The organism is Flavobacterium jumunjinense, assembly GCF_021650975.2.
GTDB lineage: Bacteria > Bacteroidota > Bacteroidia > Flavobacteriales > Flavobacteriaceae > Flavobacterium > Flavobacterium jumunjinense.
Genome location: NZ_CP091285.1, coordinates 2,011,844 through 2,031,804 on the forward strand (window position 1 = coordinate 2,011,844; position 19,961 = coordinate 2,031,804).

At 30.3% G+C, this 19,961-nt stretch carries 18 protein-coding genes; 15 read left to right on the forward strand and 3 right to left on the reverse strand.

Annotation, left to right across the window (positions count from 1 at the left end):
- Positions 1 to 16 precede the first annotated feature (16 nt).
- The 9 genes from L2Z92_RS08900 to L2Z92_RS08940 all read left to right on the forward strand — a co-directional run bounded on the left by L2Z92_RS08900 (position 17) and on the right by L2Z92_RS08940 (position 7,368).
- Positions 17 to 2,131 (forward strand): gliding motility protein RemB, encoded by a 2,115-nt coding sequence (locus tag L2Z92_RS08900; RefSeq protein ID WP_236458469.1) that lies wholly within the window; start codon positions 17 to 19, stop codon positions 2,129 to 2,131.
- Positions 2,132 to 2,237: 106 nt separating this feature from the next.
- Positions 2,238 to 3,140 (forward strand): heme o synthase, encoded by a 903-nt coding sequence (gene cyoE, locus L2Z92_RS08905; protein ID WP_236458470.1) that lies wholly within the window; start codon positions 2,238 to 2,240, stop codon positions 3,138 to 3,140.
- Position 3,141: 1 nt separating this feature from the next.
- Complete coding sequence (locus tag L2Z92_RS08910; protein ID WP_236458471.1) at positions 3,142 to 3,729, forward strand: cytochrome c oxidase subunit 3; 588 nt, start codon at positions 3,142 to 3,144, stop codon at positions 3,727 to 3,729.
- Positions 3,730 to 3,772: 43 nt separating this feature from the next.
- Positions 3,773 to 4,741, forward strand: a complete 969-nt coding sequence (locus tag L2Z92_RS08915) for a cytochrome c oxidase subunit 3 (RefSeq protein ID WP_236458472.1) — start codon at positions 3,773 to 3,775, stop codon at positions 4,739 to 4,741.
- A gap of 21 nt (positions 4,742 to 4,762) precedes the next feature.
- Positions 4,763 to 5,113: a cytochrome C oxidase subunit IV family protein gene (locus L2Z92_RS08920; RefSeq protein WP_236458473.1), complete on the forward strand. Its 351-nt coding sequence runs from the start codon at positions 4,763 to 4,765 to the stop codon at positions 5,111 to 5,113.
- Positions 5,114 to 5,200: 87 nt separating this feature from the next.
- On the forward strand, positions 5,201 to 5,905 hold the full coding sequence (locus tag L2Z92_RS08925; RefSeq protein WP_236458474.1) for a hypothetical protein: 705 nt from the start codon (positions 5,201 to 5,203) through the stop codon (positions 5,903 to 5,905).
- Positions 5,906 to 5,917: 12 nt separating this feature from the next.
- Positions 5,918 to 6,544 carry an SCO family protein gene (locus L2Z92_RS08930; protein ID WP_236458475.1) on the forward strand — a complete coding sequence of 209 codons (627 nt, stop codon included), beginning with the start codon at positions 5,918 to 5,920 and terminating at the stop codon, positions 6,542 to 6,544.
- A gap of 1 nt (position 6,545) precedes the next feature.
- Positions 6,546 to 7,079 carry a DUF420 domain-containing protein gene (locus L2Z92_RS08935; RefSeq protein ID WP_236458476.1) on the forward strand — a complete coding sequence of 178 codons (534 nt, stop codon included), beginning with the start codon at positions 6,546 to 6,548 and terminating at the stop codon, positions 7,077 to 7,079.
- Positions 7,069 to 7,368 carry a hypothetical protein gene (locus L2Z92_RS08940; RefSeq protein WP_236458477.1) on the forward strand — a complete coding sequence of 100 codons (300 nt, stop codon included), beginning with the start codon at positions 7,069 to 7,071 and terminating at the stop codon, positions 7,366 to 7,368. Before L2Z92_RS08935 ends, L2Z92_RS08940 begins: the two co-directional genes overlap by 11 nt.
- 76 nt (positions 7,369 to 7,444) lie before the next feature.
- Here the strand turns inward: L2Z92_RS08940 and L2Z92_RS08945 are convergent, their stop codons facing one another.
- On the reverse strand, positions 7,445 to 8,836 hold the full coding sequence (locus tag L2Z92_RS08945; RefSeq protein WP_236458478.1) for a DUF4403 family protein: 1,392 nt from the start codon (positions 8,834 to 8,836) through the stop codon (positions 7,445 to 7,447).
- 102 nt (positions 8,837 to 8,938) lie between these two features.
- Between L2Z92_RS08945 and L2Z92_RS08950 the strand changes: the two genes are divergently transcribed.
- The 3 genes from L2Z92_RS08950 (at position 8,939) to tsaB (ending at position 12,395) form a co-directional block, all read left to right on the forward strand.
- Complete coding sequence (locus L2Z92_RS08950) at positions 8,939 to 10,306, forward strand: TolC family protein (protein WP_236458479.1); 1,368 nt, start codon at positions 8,939 to 8,941, stop codon at positions 10,304 to 10,306.
- A 3-nt stretch (positions 10,307 to 10,309) separates the two neighbouring features.
- On the forward strand, positions 10,310 to 11,623 hold the full coding sequence (locus L2Z92_RS08955; protein WP_236458480.1) for an efflux RND transporter periplasmic adaptor subunit: 1,314 nt from the start codon (positions 10,310 to 10,312) through the stop codon (positions 11,621 to 11,623).
- A gap of 112 nt (positions 11,624 to 11,735) precedes the next feature.
- Positions 11,736 to 12,395, forward strand: a complete 660-nt coding sequence (tsaB, locus tag L2Z92_RS08960; RefSeq protein WP_236458481.1) for a tRNA (adenosine(37)-N6)-threonylcarbamoyltransferase complex dimerization subunit type 1 TsaB — start codon at positions 11,736 to 11,738, stop codon at positions 12,393 to 12,395.
- Between the two features lie 79 nt (positions 12,396 to 12,474).
- Here the strand turns inward: tsaB and L2Z92_RS08965 are convergent, their stop codons facing one another.
- Together L2Z92_RS08965 and L2Z92_RS08970 are read right to left on the reverse strand one after the other, a co-directional pair.
- Complete coding sequence (locus tag L2Z92_RS08965) at positions 12,475 to 13,293, reverse strand: mechanosensitive ion channel family protein (RefSeq protein ID WP_236458482.1); 819 nt, start codon at positions 13,291 to 13,293, stop codon at positions 12,475 to 12,477.
- A 145-nt stretch (positions 13,294 to 13,438) separates the two neighbouring features.
- Positions 13,439 to 13,639 (reverse strand): dodecin family protein, encoded by a 201-nt coding sequence (locus tag L2Z92_RS08970; RefSeq protein WP_236458483.1) that lies wholly within the window; start codon positions 13,637 to 13,639, stop codon positions 13,439 to 13,441.
- 335 nt (positions 13,640 to 13,974) lie between these two features.
- Here L2Z92_RS08970 and L2Z92_RS08975 point away from each other — a divergent pair, with 335 nt between their 5' ends.
- From L2Z92_RS08975 to L2Z92_RS08985, 3 genes are all read left to right on the forward strand, one after another.
- Positions 13,975 to 15,183, forward strand: a complete 1,209-nt coding sequence (locus L2Z92_RS08975) for a porin (protein ID WP_236458484.1) — start codon at positions 13,975 to 13,977, stop codon at positions 15,181 to 15,183.
- 80 nt (positions 15,184 to 15,263) lie between these two features.
- Positions 15,264 to 17,504 (forward strand): inorganic phosphate transporter, encoded by a 2,241-nt coding sequence (locus tag L2Z92_RS08980; RefSeq protein WP_236458485.1) that lies wholly within the window; start codon positions 15,264 to 15,266, stop codon positions 17,502 to 17,504.
- A 164-nt stretch (positions 17,505 to 17,668) separates the two neighbouring features.
- Positions 17,669 to 19,924 (forward strand): inorganic phosphate transporter, encoded by a 2,256-nt coding sequence (locus L2Z92_RS08985; protein WP_236458486.1) that lies wholly within the window; start codon positions 17,669 to 17,671, stop codon positions 19,922 to 19,924.
- Positions 19,925 to 19,961 lie beyond the last annotated feature (37 nt).

Sequence of the window (19,961 nt, forward strand, 5' to 3'; positions counted from 1 at the left end):
GATAAATCACACACACATGAAAAAGTATAGTTTGATTATAGTGTTTTTTTTAAGTATCATTGGATATTCTCAAAAAAAATCAGAAACATTTCCTGTTTTTAATGAATGTAATGAGGTTGAGGCTAATGGCTTAGAAGGGTGCTTTTATATTGCTTTAGAGCAGTTTGTTTATGATAATTTTGTGATGCCACAAGAGATTGTAGATAAAGATTATAAAGGAGAAGTAATTGCGCTTTTTGAGGTTGATACTTTGGGTGTTTTTAAGGTTATCTATATAGACGCAATCTCGGAAAGTTTGAAGAAAGAAACGAAGAGTGTTTTTGATAAATTGCCAAAAGTAAAACCAGCAACACATTCAGGAAAGCCAACGTATTCAAAATATACATTAAGGATTGCTATTCCTTTAGAAGATCCGTCTTTAAAGAATAAAGAGGAATTGTTAGAAAGTAAAAGAGATAAGACAAATGCTAAATTAATTGATAACAGTAAAGAGTTAGATGAATTTGAGGCTGTGTCTAAGGCGTATACGGAATTCAAAAATCCGAATTTCTCAAGCGATTTGAATATAGCATTCTCACATCAGAATTATTATAATTTTGAAGCTCTAATGAATCAGGTTGGGAGTAATAATCATACAGCAACTAAGCCTTACTCTTATAATGAGGTCGCAAAATATTATGATTTTCAAGCAGCTCAAAATGAAGTTTTAAAAGAAAAAACCTCTTGGTGGGGAAGGAAATTTTGGAATGAAAATTTGGTTGCAATTCAAGGAGAAGGGTATTGGTTTAGTTTGAATCCTATTCTTGATTTAAGAGGAGGAAAGGATCTAGATAGTAAGTTGTCAAATACATTTGTAAATACTAGAGGTTTGCACGTGCAAGGTGGTTTGAGTAAAAACCTAACGTTTACTTCATCAATTTATGAAAGCCAAGGTCGTTTTGCAGACTATTATAATAATTATGCATCTAGTATACGGCCATCGGGCGGAAATCCAGCAATCATTCCAGGTATTGGAATAGCAAAGCAATTTAGAACAGATGCGTATGATTTTCCGTTAGCTGAAGCTAATTTAAAATATAAGCCAAGTAAAATGATTGATTTGCAATTGGGTTATGGAAGAAATTTTATTGGTGATGGATATCGATCTTTACTTCAAAGTGATGCGACAAGTCCGTATCCTTATTTTAAAATTAATACCACTTTTTGGAAAATAAAATACACAAACACTTATATGTGGTTGAAAGATGTACGTCCTGAAGTGACTTCTGAAGGGAGTTATGCGACTAAGTACATGGCGAGTCATTATTTGAGTTACAATGTTTCAAAAAGACTTAATATTGGTTTGTTTGAAAATGTAGTTTGGTCAAATACAAACGATAGGGGTTTCGATGTAAACTTCGTGAATCCAATTATTTTTTATAGAGCTGTAGAGTTTTCATCGTCATCGAAAAGTGGAAATGCAGTTTTAGGCGCAACAGCAAAATATAAATGGAACAATCAATTGAATTTTTATAGTCAATTTCTGTTAGATGAGTTTGCAATTGGAGATGTAAAAGCAGGAAAAAAGAGTTGGAGAAATAAGTTTGGCTATCAAATAGGATTGAAATATTACGATGCATTTAAAATTAAAAATTTAATGCTTCAAATGGAGTACAACCATGTAAGGCCATATGTGTACTCTCATAGTAATCCATTAACCAATTACGGTCACAATAATCAAAGTATGGGGCATGCTTGGGGAGGTAACTTTAAAGAGTTAGTTGGAATTGCTCGCTATTTCAAAGGGCGTTACTATGGCGAAGCTAAAGTGACTTTAGGGCAAAGAGGTTTGGATTTAAATACTGCGACAGATAACTTCAATTATGGAGGTAATATTTATTTGAATTATGATGATAATCGTCCTTTTGATACTGGTGTTTCAGTTGCTCAAGGAAATAAAGTGAACATTATGATTGCCCAGTTGCAGTTAGGATACGTTATAAACCCTTCTTCAAATATGAAACTTTTTGGGACAGCTTTGTTTCGTAATTTCGACCCTAAAATCCAAACAGCTAATACTATAAAATCAAATACAACTTGGCTTTCTGTAGGTTTAAGAGCAGATTTGTTTAATTGGTATTTCGATTATTAATAGTGGTTAATTAATAGTTGTTTGTTATTTCTCGATTGAATAGGCTATAAATCAAAAATCTTATTTGTATCTTTGCGCCCAATTAACCCAAGGATATCTGTTAATTTTGGATACTTTAAATCAAAATATTTCTAAACCTTCACTCTTTTCAAGTTTTGTAGCTATTACAAAAGCTAGATTGGCTATAAGTGTTGTTTTTTCTACAGTTGCTGGTTATCTGTTAGGAGTTGAGTCATGGAATAGTCAAAATTGGCTAACACTTTTGTTGTTGATAATTGGTGGGTATTGTATGGTTGGAGCTTCAAACGTTTTTAATCAAATTATAGAAAAAGATTTAGATGCGTTAATGGATAGAACTAAAAACCGTCCATTACCTTCTGGTACAATTACAAAACAAAATGCATTTATATTAGGAGTAGCTTTAACGGTACTCGGATTAGGGATATTGTATGCGGTAAACGCAAAAACAGCAATGTTTGGTGCAATTTCTATCTTTCTTTATGTAAGTTTGTACACTCCTTTAAAGACAATGACACCTTTGTCTGTATTTGTAGGAGCATTTCCAGGTGCTATACCTTATATGTTAGGGTGGGTAGCTGCAACAGGAAGTTTTGGAATCGAAGCGGGAACGCTTTTTATAATCCAATTCTTTTGGCAGTTTCCGCATTTTTGGGCTATAGGTTGGTTCTTGTATGACGATTATAAAAAAGCTGGTTTTTTTATGTTACCAACAGGTAAAAGAGATAAAAAAACAGCATTACAAATAATATTATATACAATTTGGATGATTATAGCATCTGTTATTCCTGCTTTTGGGTATACAGGTAAACTTTTTTTAACAAAAATTTCTGCTGTAATTGTTGTTGCTCTTGGACTGTGGATGTTGATTTATGCATTTAAACTGTATAAAGAAATGGATGCGAAAGCAGCAAGAAAACTAATGATAGTAAGTGTTTCTTATATATCATTATTACAAATTGTGTTTATTTTGGATAAATTTTTAAGATAAGATGGAAACAGATATTACATTTGAAGAACAATATATCAAAAAGTCGAAAACATATAAAATGTTATTGATTTTTGGAATGATAAGTATATTGATGATTTTTGCAGGATTAACAAGTGCCTACGTAGTTAGTAAATCAAGACCAGATTGGTTAACGGATTTTCAATTACCATTAGCCTTTTTGTTAAGTACACTTGTAATGATTGGAAGTAGTGTTACGTTTATAGTGGCATTAAAAGCAATGAAAAAGAATAATCGTCAATTGACAATGATTATGCTTGTTACAACCTTAGTTTTGGGATTTATTTTCGTTTTTCTACAATTCAAAGGATTCGAACAAGTAATAAATGATGGTTATTTCTTCACAGGAAGTGAAAGCAATGTTACAACTTCGTTTTTATATATTGTCGTATTAGTACATATGGCTCACCTCTTAGGAGGATTTATTTCATTACTTGTTGTAATTTATAATCATTATAAACAAAAATATAATGCCTCACAAACCCTTGGTATAGAGTTAAGTGGGATGTATTGGCATTTTATGGATTTTATTTGGGTATATTTGTTTTTATTTTTCTATTTTTTCAAATAGAAAAAAAGTAATAAATTTGGGAACTTTTTAACAATTAAATTATATGGGAGCGACAGTTACAAATGACGATCACGCTTTGCTAGATGGAGGACCAGGACCAATGGGTGTAACCTATGGTAAAATGATGATGTGGTTTTTTATACTATCAGATGCTTTAACATTCTCAGGATTCCTTGCAGCGTACGGGTTTTCTAGGTTTAAGTTTATAGAAACTTGGCCTATTGCAGATGAAGTGTTTAATCACTTTCCTTTTGCACATGGTAAAGATTGGCCAATGATTTACGTGGCATTAATGACTTTTATTTTGATATTTTCATCTGTTACTATGGTATTAGCTGTAGATGCAGGACATCAATTGAAAAAATCGAAAGTAGCCTTTTATATGTTTTTAACTATAATTGGTGGTTTTATTTTCTTAGGTTCACAAGCTTGGGAGTGGAAAAACTTTATCAAAGGAGAATTTGGTGCTGTTGAAACTACAGGTGGTTCAATTCTGCAATTCGTTGACAATAAGGGAGAAAGAGTTGCATTGCATTCATTTGCTAAAGTATTGCCAGAGGAAAGGGAACAATTACAAAGAGATAAAGGTTTTTGGTTTATGGATGAGGCTTCATTGCCATCATACTCAGTAAATGAAGTAATTGAAGGTTTCAAAGCAAATCCTAATTTACTTATTAGATCAGAAGTTATTGTAGATAAAAAGAAGCAAGTGCTTACAAGAGAAGCTTCTTTAGCAAGAATCCAAGATGCCAAATATGTTGTAGAAGGAGCTAATTTAATTAGAAACGAATACGGACATAAAACTTTTGCTAATTTCTTCTTCTTTATTACTGGTTTCCACGGATTCCACGTTTTTACAGGAGTTTTGATTAATATTATTATTTTCTTTAATGTTATCTTAGGTACATACGAGAAGAGAAGAAGTTATGAAATGGTTGAAAAAGTTGGATTATACTGGCACTTTGTAGATTTAGTTTGGGTATTCGTATTCACATTCTTCTACTTAGTATAATTTATATAAATAAAGAAAGATATGGCACACGCACACGAATCAAATACAAAGAGAATCTGGGTAGTTTTTGGATTACTTTCATTAATTACAATGGTCGAAGTTATATTGGGTATCTATAAGCCAGATGCGCTTTTTAAAACAAATGTTTTATCTAGTAGTATATTGAACTGGATATTTATTATTCTAACATTAGTAAAAGCATATTACATTATGTGGGCTTTTATGCACTTAGAAGGTGAAAAAGCTAGTTTAAGATGGTCAATTGTAGCACCATTAGTGTTTTTAATTATTTATTTATGTTTTATCGTTTTAATAGAAGCGGATTATGTATTTGAAGTATTTAAACACGGACATTTCAAATGGATATTTTAACACTATATTTAAATATACTTAATCCCGCTTTTAGCGGGATTTTTTTTACTTTTGTATGAAATAAAATGTAATTAAAAAACATAGTAGATGAAAAATAAAATTATTTTAATAATCCTGTTTATTCTACCTATAGTCACCTATTTAATTTTTGCATCTGCAAAACACAATTCAATGTTTCTTCCAGTGTTATCTGAAAATAATAGTGAAATTCCACAAGAGTGGAATTCGTTATCTGGAGAAAAAGTAAAATTGAAAGACAAAATAACGGTTCTTGGGTTTACAGGAAATGATATAGCAGAATTTAAGGCTAGAATGTTTAATCTGAATCAGAAGATTTATAATAAATACTTTGGATTTAAAGATTTTCAAATTGTAATGATTGCTCCACTTGGAACGGAAGAAGCAGTAAAAGAAAATGTGTATGAGTTGAATCGTATTACAGAAGACATGAAAGGCTGGAAGTTTATTTTCGCGACACCAGAACAAATACAAGAATACTATTTAACTTTTAAGTTGGTTAGTAACTTAGAAGATGATTTTGGAACGCCTTCGGTGATTATTTTGGATAAAAATATTAATCATAGAGGGAGAAAAGGTAAGAATAAAAAAGGTGAAGATGAGTATAGAGAAAGTTATAATACTATCTCTGCAGCAGATCTTCATAATGAAATGACGGATGATGTAAAGATTATTCTTAGAGAATATCGTTTAGCACTAAAAAAGAATAATAGAAAAGACGAATTTAGAGATAAAATTACTAAAGAAGTTGAAAAGACTTCAAAAAGTAAATAATAATAGTTTAAAATGAAAAATAAATCATATATAGGAATTTCATTTATAATTTTGATATTTGGAATTTGGTCAGTTCCAAAAATTATTACAAAATTTAAAAAATCAGATTTGCATTTAATTGGGAAAGTTCCTGCTTTTGAATTAACTGATCAAAATAATAAAAAAATTTCAGACAAAGACTATTTAGGTAAAGTGTATGTAGTAGAGTTTTTCTTTTCTACATGTCCAACAATTTGTCCAAAGATGAATGAAAACATGTTGTTGTTGCAAGATGAATTCTATGGAAATCCGAAGTTTGGAATTGCTTCTATAACAATAAATCCTGAGCATGATACTTCAGAAGTTTTAAAAAAGCATGCTGAAGAGTTGGGTGTGAAGCATTATAATTGGCATATGTTAACAGGAGATAAAACGTATATTTTTGACTTAGCCAAAAAAGGTTTTAACATGTATGCTGGAGAGAACAAGAATGTATCGGGTGGTTTTGAACATTCTGGAATGTTTGCTTTAGTAGATAAAGAGGGGAATATTAGATGTAGAAAAGATGCATTCGAAAATCCTATTTTGTATTATGATGGATTAGAAGAAGAAGGTGTTCAAGCAATAAAAGAAGATATCAAAAAATTATTAGAAGAGTAAGATGGAAAATAATATTGAAACAAAGTACAATAAGTTAATCACTATTTTGTCTATAGTAATTCCTTTGGCAGTAGCAGCACTTTTTGGTGTTAGTTTTAAACGCTTAGGATTAGATGTAGAACCTTTTGCTTTTTTACCGCCTATTTACGCTACAATTAACGGGATTACAGCTATTCTTTTAGTTGTTGGGGTTCTTGCTATTAAAAACGGAAAAAGAAAGCTGCATGAAAACTTAATGAAGAGTGCGATTGCATGTTCAATTGCTTTTTTGTTAATGTATGTTGCTTATCATATGTCGTCTGAGTCAACTTCATATTTAGGAGATTATAAACCTTTATATTATGTTATTTTAATCTCACATATCATTTTGTCAATTGCAATTATACCATTAGTCTTGATTACTTATGTGAAAGCATTAGCACAAAGATTTGATAAACATAAAAAAATAGCTAAAATTACGTTTCCAATTTGGTTATATGTTGCTATTACAGGAGTGATTGTTTATTTAATGATTTCGCCGTATTATGTTAAATAACGAAAATAAAATAGAACAGAGTCTTGAAAACAGAGTCTTGAGAATAGAGAATAGAATTTTTAAGAATAAAAGAGTGCTTTTCTTTTTGTGTTCTTTTTTCTATGTTCTTTTTTCTCATTCTCAATGTGCTATGTGTAGAGCTGCTTTAGAAAGTGAAGAAGGAGGAGTTCAAGCTCAAGCAATTAATGACGGAATTGTGTATTTAATGGTAATCCCTTATGTGTTAGTTGCTGCTGCAGCTTATGCTATTTATCGAATTAAGTTTGCGAAAAAGAAAGAAGAAAAGTAAATATTCCTTTACTATAAATAGAAGAAGCCCAATTTTTAATATTAAAATTGGGCTTCTTCTATTTATAACTATGATTCTATTCCATGCCGTCAATGTTAATTTTCATTTGTCCGCCAGTAGTAATAAATGCAATGATAGCTTTATCTGTTAATTCTACTTTTTCAAATTCAAAATCACTCATAGAGCCATTTATTGTAACTCCTTTCATTGGTGAGTAATTATGTAAATATTTTTCCATATTCACTTTTCCTTCATTTAAATTTTCCTGAATCGAATAGCGACAGTTTTTCTGAATCTTTCTTAAAATAGTTCCTTGTGCTAACCAGTTTGCAGATTTTAACAAAACGCTTTTGGTATTTAAAATATAATCTAATTGTTCAAAATATATTTCTTTGTTTTCGGGATTGAATTGTGGAATTCCAGAAAGATAGATTGTTCCATTTATGGTTCCTAATAGATCAAGAGCAATAATAAGTTTATTATCATTTTGCCAAATATCAACTTTTTGAACGGTTACTTTTTTACTACCAGAGCCAAATTCTTGTCCTTGAAAGTTTTTTGTGATTACTTTTGAAGCACTTTCATAGGTAGAAATTGCAGCAACAGCAACTGTGAATTGGTTTGGAATTTTGCCAACTGGTTTTAAGACAAGGTTGTTCTTATCAAAAGTGTTCTTAGGCTCTTTTCCAATCATGGTTTGCATGTTGCACTTTAAACCCATTTCCATTTTAATTTTGTTATTTTTTAATACAGCTTCAGTAACATATAATTCTATTGGGGTAAGTTTGAACCAAGCCTCATAGTCATCGTTAGTTAAAAAAGGAGTGCTTATCTTTTCCATAGTTTCAAGAACCATGGGTTTGAAATCGCAAGAAGTGTCGATAGCATCGTCTATCATTTTAGCAATTTTTTTCTTAAAAAGGGAAACTGTCGGATTAATAATATAAGTGATTGGAATTTTTTTACCAGCAACAATAATATTCGGACTCTCGCTCCATTCAAAATCTTTTATTGATGATTTGGTGGTTAATTTCCAATTGTATAAATGCGCTTTGCTATTTAGTGTGATTTTACCATTTAAATTAATCTCACGAGTATCATTTAAACCCATAAAATCGGTACCGTATTTTACTTTTGCCCATATTTTCAATGGAATTTCCGAAATAATTTCGCCATTTTTTTCAGACAATTGAATAGCGGATGTTTTCCAAATTTTCATTTCTGTTTTGTCATCTTCAATGTTGTCATCCTCATATATTAAACCTTTCATGTTTTTATTTAAAATGGTTTCAATATCTTTTAGGGAGATTTCAGTTGGTAAAGAGATAAATGAAGTTTTGTTTTTAAAAACAACAGGGTTGTCATCTAAAGATGTTGGTTTTAAGGCTTCTATTTTTTTTGTTGTACCACAAGAAAAGAATAATAATAAAAAAGAAATGGCAAAAAGTAAACAAAGAATATATTTCATTTTAAAAATATTTTTGATGTAAAAATAAAATATTAAATGATTACTGTAACAAAAACCTCTTTTTTTGGTCTTATAATAAAATTCATTTGTAAATCATCGATAATGATAACTAAAAGAATACTCGTATTTCTCTTATTTGTTGGAGTGAATATTTTTGCACAAGAAAAAAAATGGACTTTGCAAGAATGTGTAAACTATGCTATAGAGAATAACATTTCGGTTAAATCTTCAGAATTAGATTTAAAAAACAATCAGATTACTAAAAAAGATGCAATAGGTAATTTTTTACCAAGTATCAATGGTTCGGCTTCTCATTCATGGAATATTGGTTTGAATCAAAACATTACAACTGGTTTGTTAGAAAACCAGACAACGCAGTTTACTTCTGCAGGTGTTAATGTTGGAATTGATATCTTTAAGGGATTGCAAAATCAAAACCAATTGCGTAAAGCGAATTTAAGTTTGATTGCTTCTCAGTATCAATTAGTAAAAATGCAAGAAGATATTGCACTAAATGTTTCTAATGCTTATTTGCAAATTCTTTTTAATAAAGAAAATGTAAAAGTTCAAGAGCAACAACTAATCTATAATAAATCGCAATTAAAGCGATCTGAAGAGTTAGTTGAAGCAGGTGTAGTTCCACAAGGAGATTTGTTAGATATTAAAGCGACTGTTGCAGGAGATAATCAAAGATTAATAGCCGCTCAAAATGCATTGTTAATTTCGAGATTGAGTTTGGCTCAGTTGTTAAGGATTGAAGATTTTCAAACTTTCGATATTTCAGATGAAAATATAGACGTTTTTGAAAGTCAAGTTATGTCTGAAGATGTAAAAACAATAATTGCTAAAGCAAAAGAAAGTAGAACAGAGCTTAAAATTGCTCAAACTAATTTAGATATTTCAAAGAAAGACATCTCGATAGCTAGGGGGGCATATTTGCCAACATTGACTGGTTTCTATAGCTTTAGTACTAGAGCTTCTTATTCGGATAGAATAATAGGGTTACAAACGGATGGTACTCCTATTTTAGCAGGACCACTTCCAACATTTGATCAGTTTGATAATAACAAAGGTCAGAATTTTGGATTGCAATTGAATATTCCAATTTTTAATGGCTTTGCCGCTCGAAATAATGTACAGAGAGCAAAAGTTTCATATGAAAGGGCACAATTAAATTATGACCAAGAAGAATTAGATTTAGAGCGAAATGTTTTCACAGCCTATACCGATACTAAAGCAGCAAAAGAAAGTTATGATGCGGCAATAAGTACAGCAGAAGCAAGAACATTATCATTCAAATATGCAAAAGATAGATATGAAGTTGGTTTAATGAATGTTTTCGATTTCAATCAAGCGCAAACCTTACTTGTAAATGCACAATCGGAAGTGTTAAGAACCAAATATGATTACATTTTTAGAACAAAAATTTTAGAGTTTTATTTCGGAATACCATTAATTCAAAATCAATAGGCCATGTCAAAAAAGTCGATATATATATTATTAGCAGTTGTAATCGGAGTAATTATAACATTATTTGCTTTGAAAAAAGCAGGAGTAGTAGGGAATAATGATGATAGCAAAAAAGTTGAAGCAGAAAAGGTAAGTCAAATGACTATTGTGGAGACAGTTTCTGCAACAGGGAAAATTCAACCTGAAGTAGAAGTTAAGATTTCTTCGGAAGTGTCAGGAGAAATCATCCAATTGCCAATAAAGGAAGGACAACAAGTGAAAAAAGGAGATTTGTTAGTTAAAATAAATCCAGATATTTATGTTTCTGGAGTAAATAGAACTGCAGCATCTTTGTCAACTACAAAAGCAGGCTTAAGTCAAGCAGAAGCTCAAGTAAAAGAAGCAAAAGGGAATTATGATAGAAACAAAAAACTTTTTGATAAAGGAGTAATTTCAAAAGCAGAGTGGGACAAAGCGGTTTCTAGTTATGAAGTTGCAGTTGCAAGTAAAGAGTCGGCCTATTTTAATGTTCAAAGTGCTTCGGCTACTTTAACAGAAGCTAGAGATAATTTAGGTAGAACAACTATTTATGCACCAGCAGACGGAACAATTTCTTTACTTTCAGTAGAGCTTGGAGAAAGAGTTTTAGGAACACAACAAATGGCTGGAACAGAAATATTGAGAGTTGCCAACTTAAACAATATGGAAGTTGAAGTAGATGTGAATGAGAATGATATTGTAAAAGTTACTGTTGGGGATTCTGCAAAAATTGAAGTAGATGCTTATTTGAAAAAAGAATTTAAAGGAATTGTAACGAGTATTTCGAATTCGGCAAGTTCTGCATTAACAGCAGATCAAGTAACAAACTTTAAGGTGAAAGTAAGAATTTTAAAAGAATCTTATGAAGATTTATTAAAAGGAAAACCAGCTAATTATTCTCCATTTCGCCCAGGAATGACAGCGACTGTAGATATTATTACTACAAAGAAAGACAAAGTAATCGGTGTTCCAATTAGTGCTGTTGTAATAAAAGAAGATACAACTTCGGTTAAAAAAGATATAGTTGCAGAACTAGAGAAAGAAGATCAACAAAACAAAGGAACTTATAAGCCAGATCAAAAATTTGAATGTGTTTTTGTAAAAGTTGGAGACAAAGCAAAATTAAGAGTGGTTAAAACTGGAATTCAAGATGATTCTAATATTGAAATTATATCAGGTTTAAAGCCTGGAGAAGAAATTATTACGGGACCGTATTTGATGGTTTCAAAAGAATTAGTTTCAAACGATAAAGTTAAAATAGAATCGGAAGAAGATAAAAAAGACAAGAAGAAAAAATAAGAGAGTTATTTTATTGAGTTAATTTTTTTAAAAAGACACGAATTGTATTCGTGTCTTTTTTTTGTGATTAAGTTTTAAAACATTGTATTTTTGCATACTTATAAGAAATGAAATGTCAATACTACTAAATATAGAAACTGCAACAAAAAACTGTTCGGTTTCCATTGCTAAAGAGGGGAAAACAATTTTATGTAAAGAAATTGCCGAAGCTAATTTTTCACATGCAGAAAAACTACATGTTTTTATTGAAGAAATTCTAAACGAAACAAATCTAACTTTTAAAGATCTGAAAGCTGTAGCAGTAAGTCAAGGACCGGGTTCCTACACAGGTTTGCGAATAGGTGTTTCATCTGCAAAAGGTTTGTGTTATGCTTTAGGTTTGCCATTAATAGCGATTGATACTTTAGAGCTTTTAGCGAGAAGAATTTCTATTGAGGAAGGTGTGATTATTCCAATGATTGATGCAAGAAGAATGGAGGCTTATACTTCTCTTTTTGATAAAGACTATAATAAAATAAGAAAAACGGAAGCTGAAGTGATTAATGAAGCCTCTTATGAAGAGATAAAAACAGCTATTCATTTAGTAGGTGATGGAATTATGAAATTTAAAGAAGTATTAACAAATGATAAATTTGTGTATCATGACGAAGTGGTTTTTCCATCAGCTAATGAAATGAGCTTTTTGTCGTATGAAAAGTACAAAAAAAGCGACTTTGTTGATGTCGCTTATTTTGAACCTTATTATTTGAAAGATTTTGTATTAAATAGATAGCTTTTAAAATCATTAAGAAATTGAGTGAAATGTGTTGAGATTTTACATAATTCAATTTCTTAATGGTAAACAAAATAATTTATTTTTTTTGTATTTCAACTTGATGTGGGTAAGGAATTTCAATACCAACAGCATCAAATGCAGTTTTACAGTTTTCTAAGGTTTCACTATGAACTGCAAAATAATTTTCAGAATTTGTCCAAGGTCTAACAGCTAAGTTAATAGAACTATCCGCTAATTCCCAAACTAAGACACTAGGTGCGGGTTCTTTTAAGACTAAAGGATTGTTGTTTAAAACCTCTAAGATTACATCTTTAACCTGTTTTAAATCAGAATTATAGTCTACTCCAATCATTAAGTCTACTCTTCTAGTACCTTCTTGAGTATAATTCTTAATAACACCATTAGATAAAGCTCCATTTGGAATATAAATAGTTTGATTGTTTCCTGTTAGTAATTTAGTGTTGAAAATTTGAATTTCTTTAACCGATCCAATTTCACCTTGTGCTTCAATCACGTCGTCTAGTTTGAAAGGTTTAAAAAGGATTATTAATATTCCTCCTGCAAAATTAGATAGCGAACCTTGTAATGCTAAACCAACGGCTAAACCAGCTGCTCCAAGAATAGCAACAAAAGAAGATGTTGGAACACCTAAATTAGATATTACGGTTATAAAAACAAGGATTCTTAGTGTCCAGAAAATAAAATTCCCAATAAAATTTGAAAGGGTAATATCAACTTCTCGTTTAATTAAAATACGCTTTAATGTTTTGGTAGTAATGCTTGTAATCCATAATCCAACAAATAGAATAATTATTGCAGTAATTACTTTTGGAGAGTATTCAATAATAATGTTTTTTAAGATAATTGAATATTCTTGAATTTTTTCACTTGTCATTTTGTGTTTTTTTTAAGATAATTTGTGTTTGCAAAGATATGGCTTGAAATTTTTATGTCAAATAAATTCAAGTTATATATGGTGGTAAAACAAAAAAACGTTCTTTTTAGAACGCTTTAATATAGTTTGAGGTAAAACCGAATTGTTATTCAATTTCAAAAGTAATCTTTAAATTAACCCTAAATTCAGTTACTTCATTGTTTTTAACTGCTGCACTTTGATCTTGAACATAAACAGAACGGATATTTTTTAAGGATTTTGAAGCGTGGGTTACTGCCTTTCTAGTTGCATCTTCCCAACTTTTTTCAGAACTTGATAAAACTTCGATAACTTTTAATACTGCCATAATTGTTTGTTTTTGAGTGTTTAAAATAAAAATAATACATAAAGTTAATCAAAAAAAAGCAAAAAGCAATAAAATGAAACGAAAGAATCTACTGTTCTCGGGAGTTTTTATAACAATTTTATAACATGGCCTTTACTTTTACTTAATCATTTGTTAGGATATTTGCAATGCATTTAAAATGTAATTCATGTAATTTAGTTTTTGTCAACAGAAGTTCTTGAATTAAGCTGCCTTGGCCAGGCAGTTTTTTTTAATCTTATCTTGAAGGTTAGTTAACTTTAAATTAACATATAAGTAGTTTATTTGCAGCGACAAAAACTAAATACAACTACACAATGATTACTACAAAAAGAGCGATAGTGGCTTCACTATTGTTCTCTACTTTTTTATTTTCCCAAGAAGGGACAATAAAAGCTTCAAAATTTGGTAAAGGAATATTTAATATCGTTGGTGCTGACAGTACTTGGAGTATGAAATTTGCAGCTAGAATGCAATTTTTGTCTAATTCTAGTTGGGAAGCATCAAACAATAAACTAATTAATCCAACCCAAGATTTCTTAGTTAGAAGGGCTCGATTAAAATTTGACGGTTTTGCTTACTCTCCAAAATTAAAATATAAATTTGAATTAGGATTATCTAATAGAGATGTTTCTGGAGGTTCTCAATATACTGGGAATACACCAAGATATATATTTGATGCTGTTGTAATGTGGAACTTTTACGGGAATTTTGCTTTGTGGGTAGGTCAAACTAAATTGCCTGGAAATATTGAGCGTGTAATTTCATCTGGAAATTTGCAATTAGTAGATAGGTCTTTGTTGAATAGCTATTTTAATATAGATCGTGATATGGGGGTGCAATTAAGGCATCATTTTGTATTAGGGGATGAGTTTACAATTAGAGAAAAAATAGCAATTTCTCAAGGAGAAGGAAGAAATATTACAACAGGTAACCTTGGAGGTCATCAATATACTGCAAGAATCGAGTTGCTCCCTTTTGGAGAATTTGAAAAAGCGGGAGATTATTTAGGTGGAGATATATATAGAGAACCAAAACCAAAATTAATGCTTGCTAGTACATATGATTTTAATAATAATGCTGTAAGAACAAGAAGTAATTCGGGTACATATATGATTAATGATATTGGTTTTTATAAAACTAATATTAAAACCCTTTTTGCAGACGCAATGTTTAAATACAAAGGTTTTTCTTTTATGGGAGAATATGCGCTTAGAGATGCATCTAATCCTTTTGCTAAAAATAGCGATGGAACTTTAACTGGAGCAATTGTTGACGAGGGAAGAGCGTATAATTTACAGTCAGGTTACTTGTTTAAAAGTAATTATGAAGTAGCCGCAAGATATACAAATATAAAATTTGATAAAGATGTAACAGCCAAGGGCTTTGAAAAGCAAGTTACATTAGGTTTGTCCAAATATGTAGTTGGGCATAAATTAAAAATACAAACAGATGTTAGTTACCTGTCTTCGGAAATTGGAAATGATGAAGTAATGTGGAGGCTTCAATTTGATTTACACTTCTAAAATTATAATTCATAACATTAAATTAACGTTGGAACGGTTGTAAAATAGCAACTTTGTAGCGTTTTAAAATTAAAAAAAGAATGGAACAGATTTATGTGATTATGCTAATAGCATTAGGGATTCTGGCAGTTATTGATTTGGCTGTTGGAGTTAGTAATGATGCAGTAAATTTTTTAAATTCCGCAATAGGATCAAAAGCGGTTTCTCTCAAGACAATACTTATTGTTGCGAGTATTGGTATTGCAGTTGGTGCAGTGTTTTCTAGTGGAATGATGGAAGTGGCTAGGAAAGGTATTTTTATGCCTGGGGAGTTTTATTTTAATGAAATCATGATAATTTTCATGGCGGTAATGATAACAGATATCTTATTGCTCGATTTCTTTAATACATTAGGTATGCCAACTTCAACAACAGTTTCTGTAGTTTTCGAGTTGTTGGGTGCAGCTGTTGTTATTTCGGTAATAAAAATAATGAATAACAACGATTCATTATCTATTATTGGGAAATATATCAATACACAAAAGGCAACTGATATTATTGTTGGAATCTTATTGTCGGTTGTAATATCATTTACAGTTGGTGCGATAGTTCAGTATCTTTCTAGATTATTACTTACTTTCAATTATGAGAAAAAAGCGAAATGGGTAGGAGCTGTTTTTGGAGGAATTGCTCTAGCTTTTATTTCATATTTCATTATAATTAAAGGATTAAAAGGGACTGATTTTTATAGTAGTATTAAACCATTAATTAAAGATAGAACAGCAGTTGTTCTTTTAATTAGTATTGTTTTCTGGACTTTGTTTTCATATGTATATATTCAAGCATTAAAAAGAAATATATATAAGTTAATAATTATTGTAGGTACTTTTGCTTTAGCACTTGCTTTTGCAGGAAATGATTTGGTTAATTTTATTGGTGTGCCAATTGCAGCTTGGCAATCTTACGAAGCTTGGGTAGCTTCAGGAGCTCCTGCGAATGGATTTGCAATGAGTGTTTTAGCAGAAAAAGTAGATACACCAACTTTATTGTTAATAATTGCAGGTGGAGTAATGGTTATTACGCTTTGGCTTTCTAAAAAGTCGATGAATGTTTTAGAAACGGAACAAAACTTATCTCGTCAAGGAGATGGTTCTGAAAAATATTCTTCAAACATTATTTCAAGAGCAATCGTTAGAGGTTCTGTGTTTTTAAGTAATGGTTTTAGTCTTGTTATACCAAAAACAGTTCAAGCTTCAATTGATGGAAGGTTCTCTGCAATAGAATATAAAGGAAAAAGAAGTGAACAACCAATGTTCGATATGGTTAGAGCTTGTGTTAACTTGGTAGTTGCTGCTGTGTTGATATCAATTGCAACTTCTATGAAATTGCCTTTATCTACAACCTATGTTACTTTTATGGTTGCAATGGGAACTTCTTTTGCAGATAGAGCTTGGGATAGAGAAAGTGCTGTCTATAGAATTGCAGGAGTTTTAAATGTTATTGGTGGATGGTTTTTTACTGCAATTGCAGCATTTATAGCATCAGGAATTGTAGCATACCTATTATATATTGGTGAAGTTTATGCTTTTTTCGGTTTAATGATTTTAGTAGCTGTTTTATTCTATAGAAGTAATCAGGTGCATAAAGCTAAGATGAGTGAAAAAGAGGAAATTAAAAAATTAAATAGAGAAGATATTGTTAGTATTCATGAAGTAATCAATGAAAGTTCAGATCAAATTTCTAAGATTGTTGGAAGAACTAATAAAATTTATAGTAGTATTATAGCTGGATTGAGTATTCAAGATTTACCATCTTTAAAAGATAACAAGAAAGCAGTTAAGAAATTAGAAAAGCAAGTTGATGAATTGAAGAGTAATGTTTATTACTTTATCAAAAACTTAGATGAAACTTCTGTTGAAGCAAGTAAGTTCTATATTTTAGCATTAGGTTATCTTCAAGATATTGTTCAGTCAATAAGCTACATCTCTCAAAGTAGTCATTCACATATAAATAATAATCATAAGCAATTAAAATTCAATCAGATTAGAGATCTAAAAACAATTGAATTAGAAATATTAGAATTGTTTAAAGATATTGAGGATGTTTTTAATGATAAAAACTTCGATAATATAGATAGAGCATTATCAGAGAGAGGTAAGGTTTTAGATACTGCTTCAGATTTAATTCAGAAACAGATCACAAGAATAAGAACAAATGAAAATAGTCCGAAAAACAGCAAGTTATATTTTGGATTATTATTAGAGACAAATGATTTAGTTAAAGCTACAATGAATCTTTTAGAGTTGTTCAAGGAGTTTAACGAATATGTGAAAAATAAGTAATTTATTCTTATTTTAAATGTTTGATAATAAAAGAGTTGCGTTTTTAACGTGACTCTTTTCTTTTGTGAAAAGAAATCATATGTAATAATAAATAACTTAACACTAGCTTAACATATAAATGAAACTTTTGTTTAACATTTGCCGGATTTTAATTCAAAACAATTATGGAACAAGTTTATGTTATTATGCTAGTTGCATTAGCTATTTTAGCCATTATAGATTTAATGGTTGGAGTAAGTAATGATGCGGTTAACTTTTTGAATTCTGCAATAGGTTCAAAAGCGGTTTCTTTTAAAACTATCATGATAGTTGCAAGTGTTGGTGTTGCGGTGGGTGCATTATATTCTAATGGAATGATGGAAGTGGCTCGTAGTGGAATTTTTACTCCAAGGATGTTTAGTTTTAACGATGTTATAATGATTTTCCTTGCTGTAATGATTACTGATGTTTTGCTGTTGGATATTTTTAATACGCTTGGTTTGCCTACATCTACAACTGTTTCTATTATTTTCTCTTTGCTAGGAGCTTCAGTTTTTATAGCAATTATGAAAATTTATGCAATTGATGGAGATTTTAGTTCTTTGGGAGGGTATATAAATACGAAAAAGGCTTCAGAAATTATCTACAGTATATTACTTTCAGTTGCACTTTCTTTTGCATTAGGGGCTTTAGTTCAATATATCTCTCGTTTAATGTTTACTTTTCATATAGAGAAGAGATATCGTTTTTTTGGAGCAATTTTCGGAGGATTTGCATTAACAGCTATTTCATTTTTTATTCTAATTAAAGGATTGAAATCAGTAACTTTTATCTCAAGTGATGTAAAAGATTATATAAAAGGAAATCAATTATTAATTATTGGTTATTGTTTCATTTTTTGGACAATTGCTTCTCAAATAATAATGAGTGTAATAAAGTTTAATATATTTAAATTAATCATAATTGTAGGAACTTTTGGATTAGCATTAGCTTTTGCAGGAAACGATTTAGTGAACTTTATAGGTGTGCCAATTGCAGCTTTCCAATCTTATGAAATGTTTACAGAAGTTGGGCAAACTTTAGGAGCAAAAGAGTTTATGATGTCTGGCTTGGAAGGTGAAAATATTCCTGCTCCATTTATATTTTTAGCATTAGCCGGTGGTATTATGGTTTATACACTTTGGACATCTAAGAAAGCCAGAAATGTAATTGAAACAGAGCAAAATCTGTCTAGACAAGGAGAAGGTTCAGAAAAATATAATTCGAATACCTTGTCAAGGTATATTGTTAGAGGGGCTATGTATTTAGGTAAAGGAATTAATTTTATATTACCAAAAAGAATACAGTCGTCAATAGATAATCAATTTGTTCAGCCAGAATATAATGGAAAAAGAGGTGAACAACCCATGTTTGATATGGTTAGAGCTTCTGTTAACTTGATAGTAGCAGCTGTACTTATCTCTATTGGTACATCATTGAAATTGCCTTTATCTACAACCTATGTAACTTTCATGGTAGCAATGGGATCATCTTTTGCCGATAGAGCATGGGATAGAGAAAGTGCTGTGTATAGAATAGCTGGTGTTTTAAATGTAATTGGAGGATGGTTTTTTACAGCAATTGCTGCGTTTTTAGTCTCTGGTATAATCGCATATATTTTATACATTGGAGAAGTTTTTGCATTTTTTGCATTCATGATCATTGTAGCATTGTTCTTTTACAGAAGTAATTTAGCACATAAGAAAAAAATTAAAGAAGCTGAGGTTGTAAACGATTTAAATAGAGAAGATATCGTAACAATACATGAGGTAATTAATGAAAGTTCAGATCAAATTGCAAAGATTGTTGGAAAAACAAATACTATTTATAGTGAGATTATTTCAGGACTAAGTTTGCAAGACTTACCAACTCTGAAAGAGAATAAGAAAGTAGTTAAGAAACTAGAAAAACAAGTTGATGAACTTAAAAGTAATGTATATTATTTTATTAAAAATTTAGATGAAACTTCGGTTGAAGCAAGTAAATTTTATATACTAACATTAGGGTATTTACAAGATATTGTTCAGTCTATTAGCTATATTTCACAAAGTAGTTATTCTCATATTAATAATAATCACAAGCAATTAAAGTTTAATCAAATTAAAGATCTGAAAACAATTGAATTAGAGATAATAGGATTGTTTAAAGATATAGAGAATATTTTTAATGCTAAAGATTTCAGTAATTTGGACAAAGCATTGTCAGAAAGAAGTAAGGTTCTAGAAACAACTTCCGATTTAATTCAAAAACAAATAACAAGAATTAGAACGATAGAGAATAGCCCGAAAAACAGTAAATTGTATTTTGGATTATTATTAGAGACGAACGATTTAGTAACTGCAACGATGCAGTTATTAGAATTATTTAAAGAGTTTAGTCTTTATGTTGAAGAGAAAAAATAAATAATATTCATAAAAAAAAGGAGCATTCGCTCCTTTT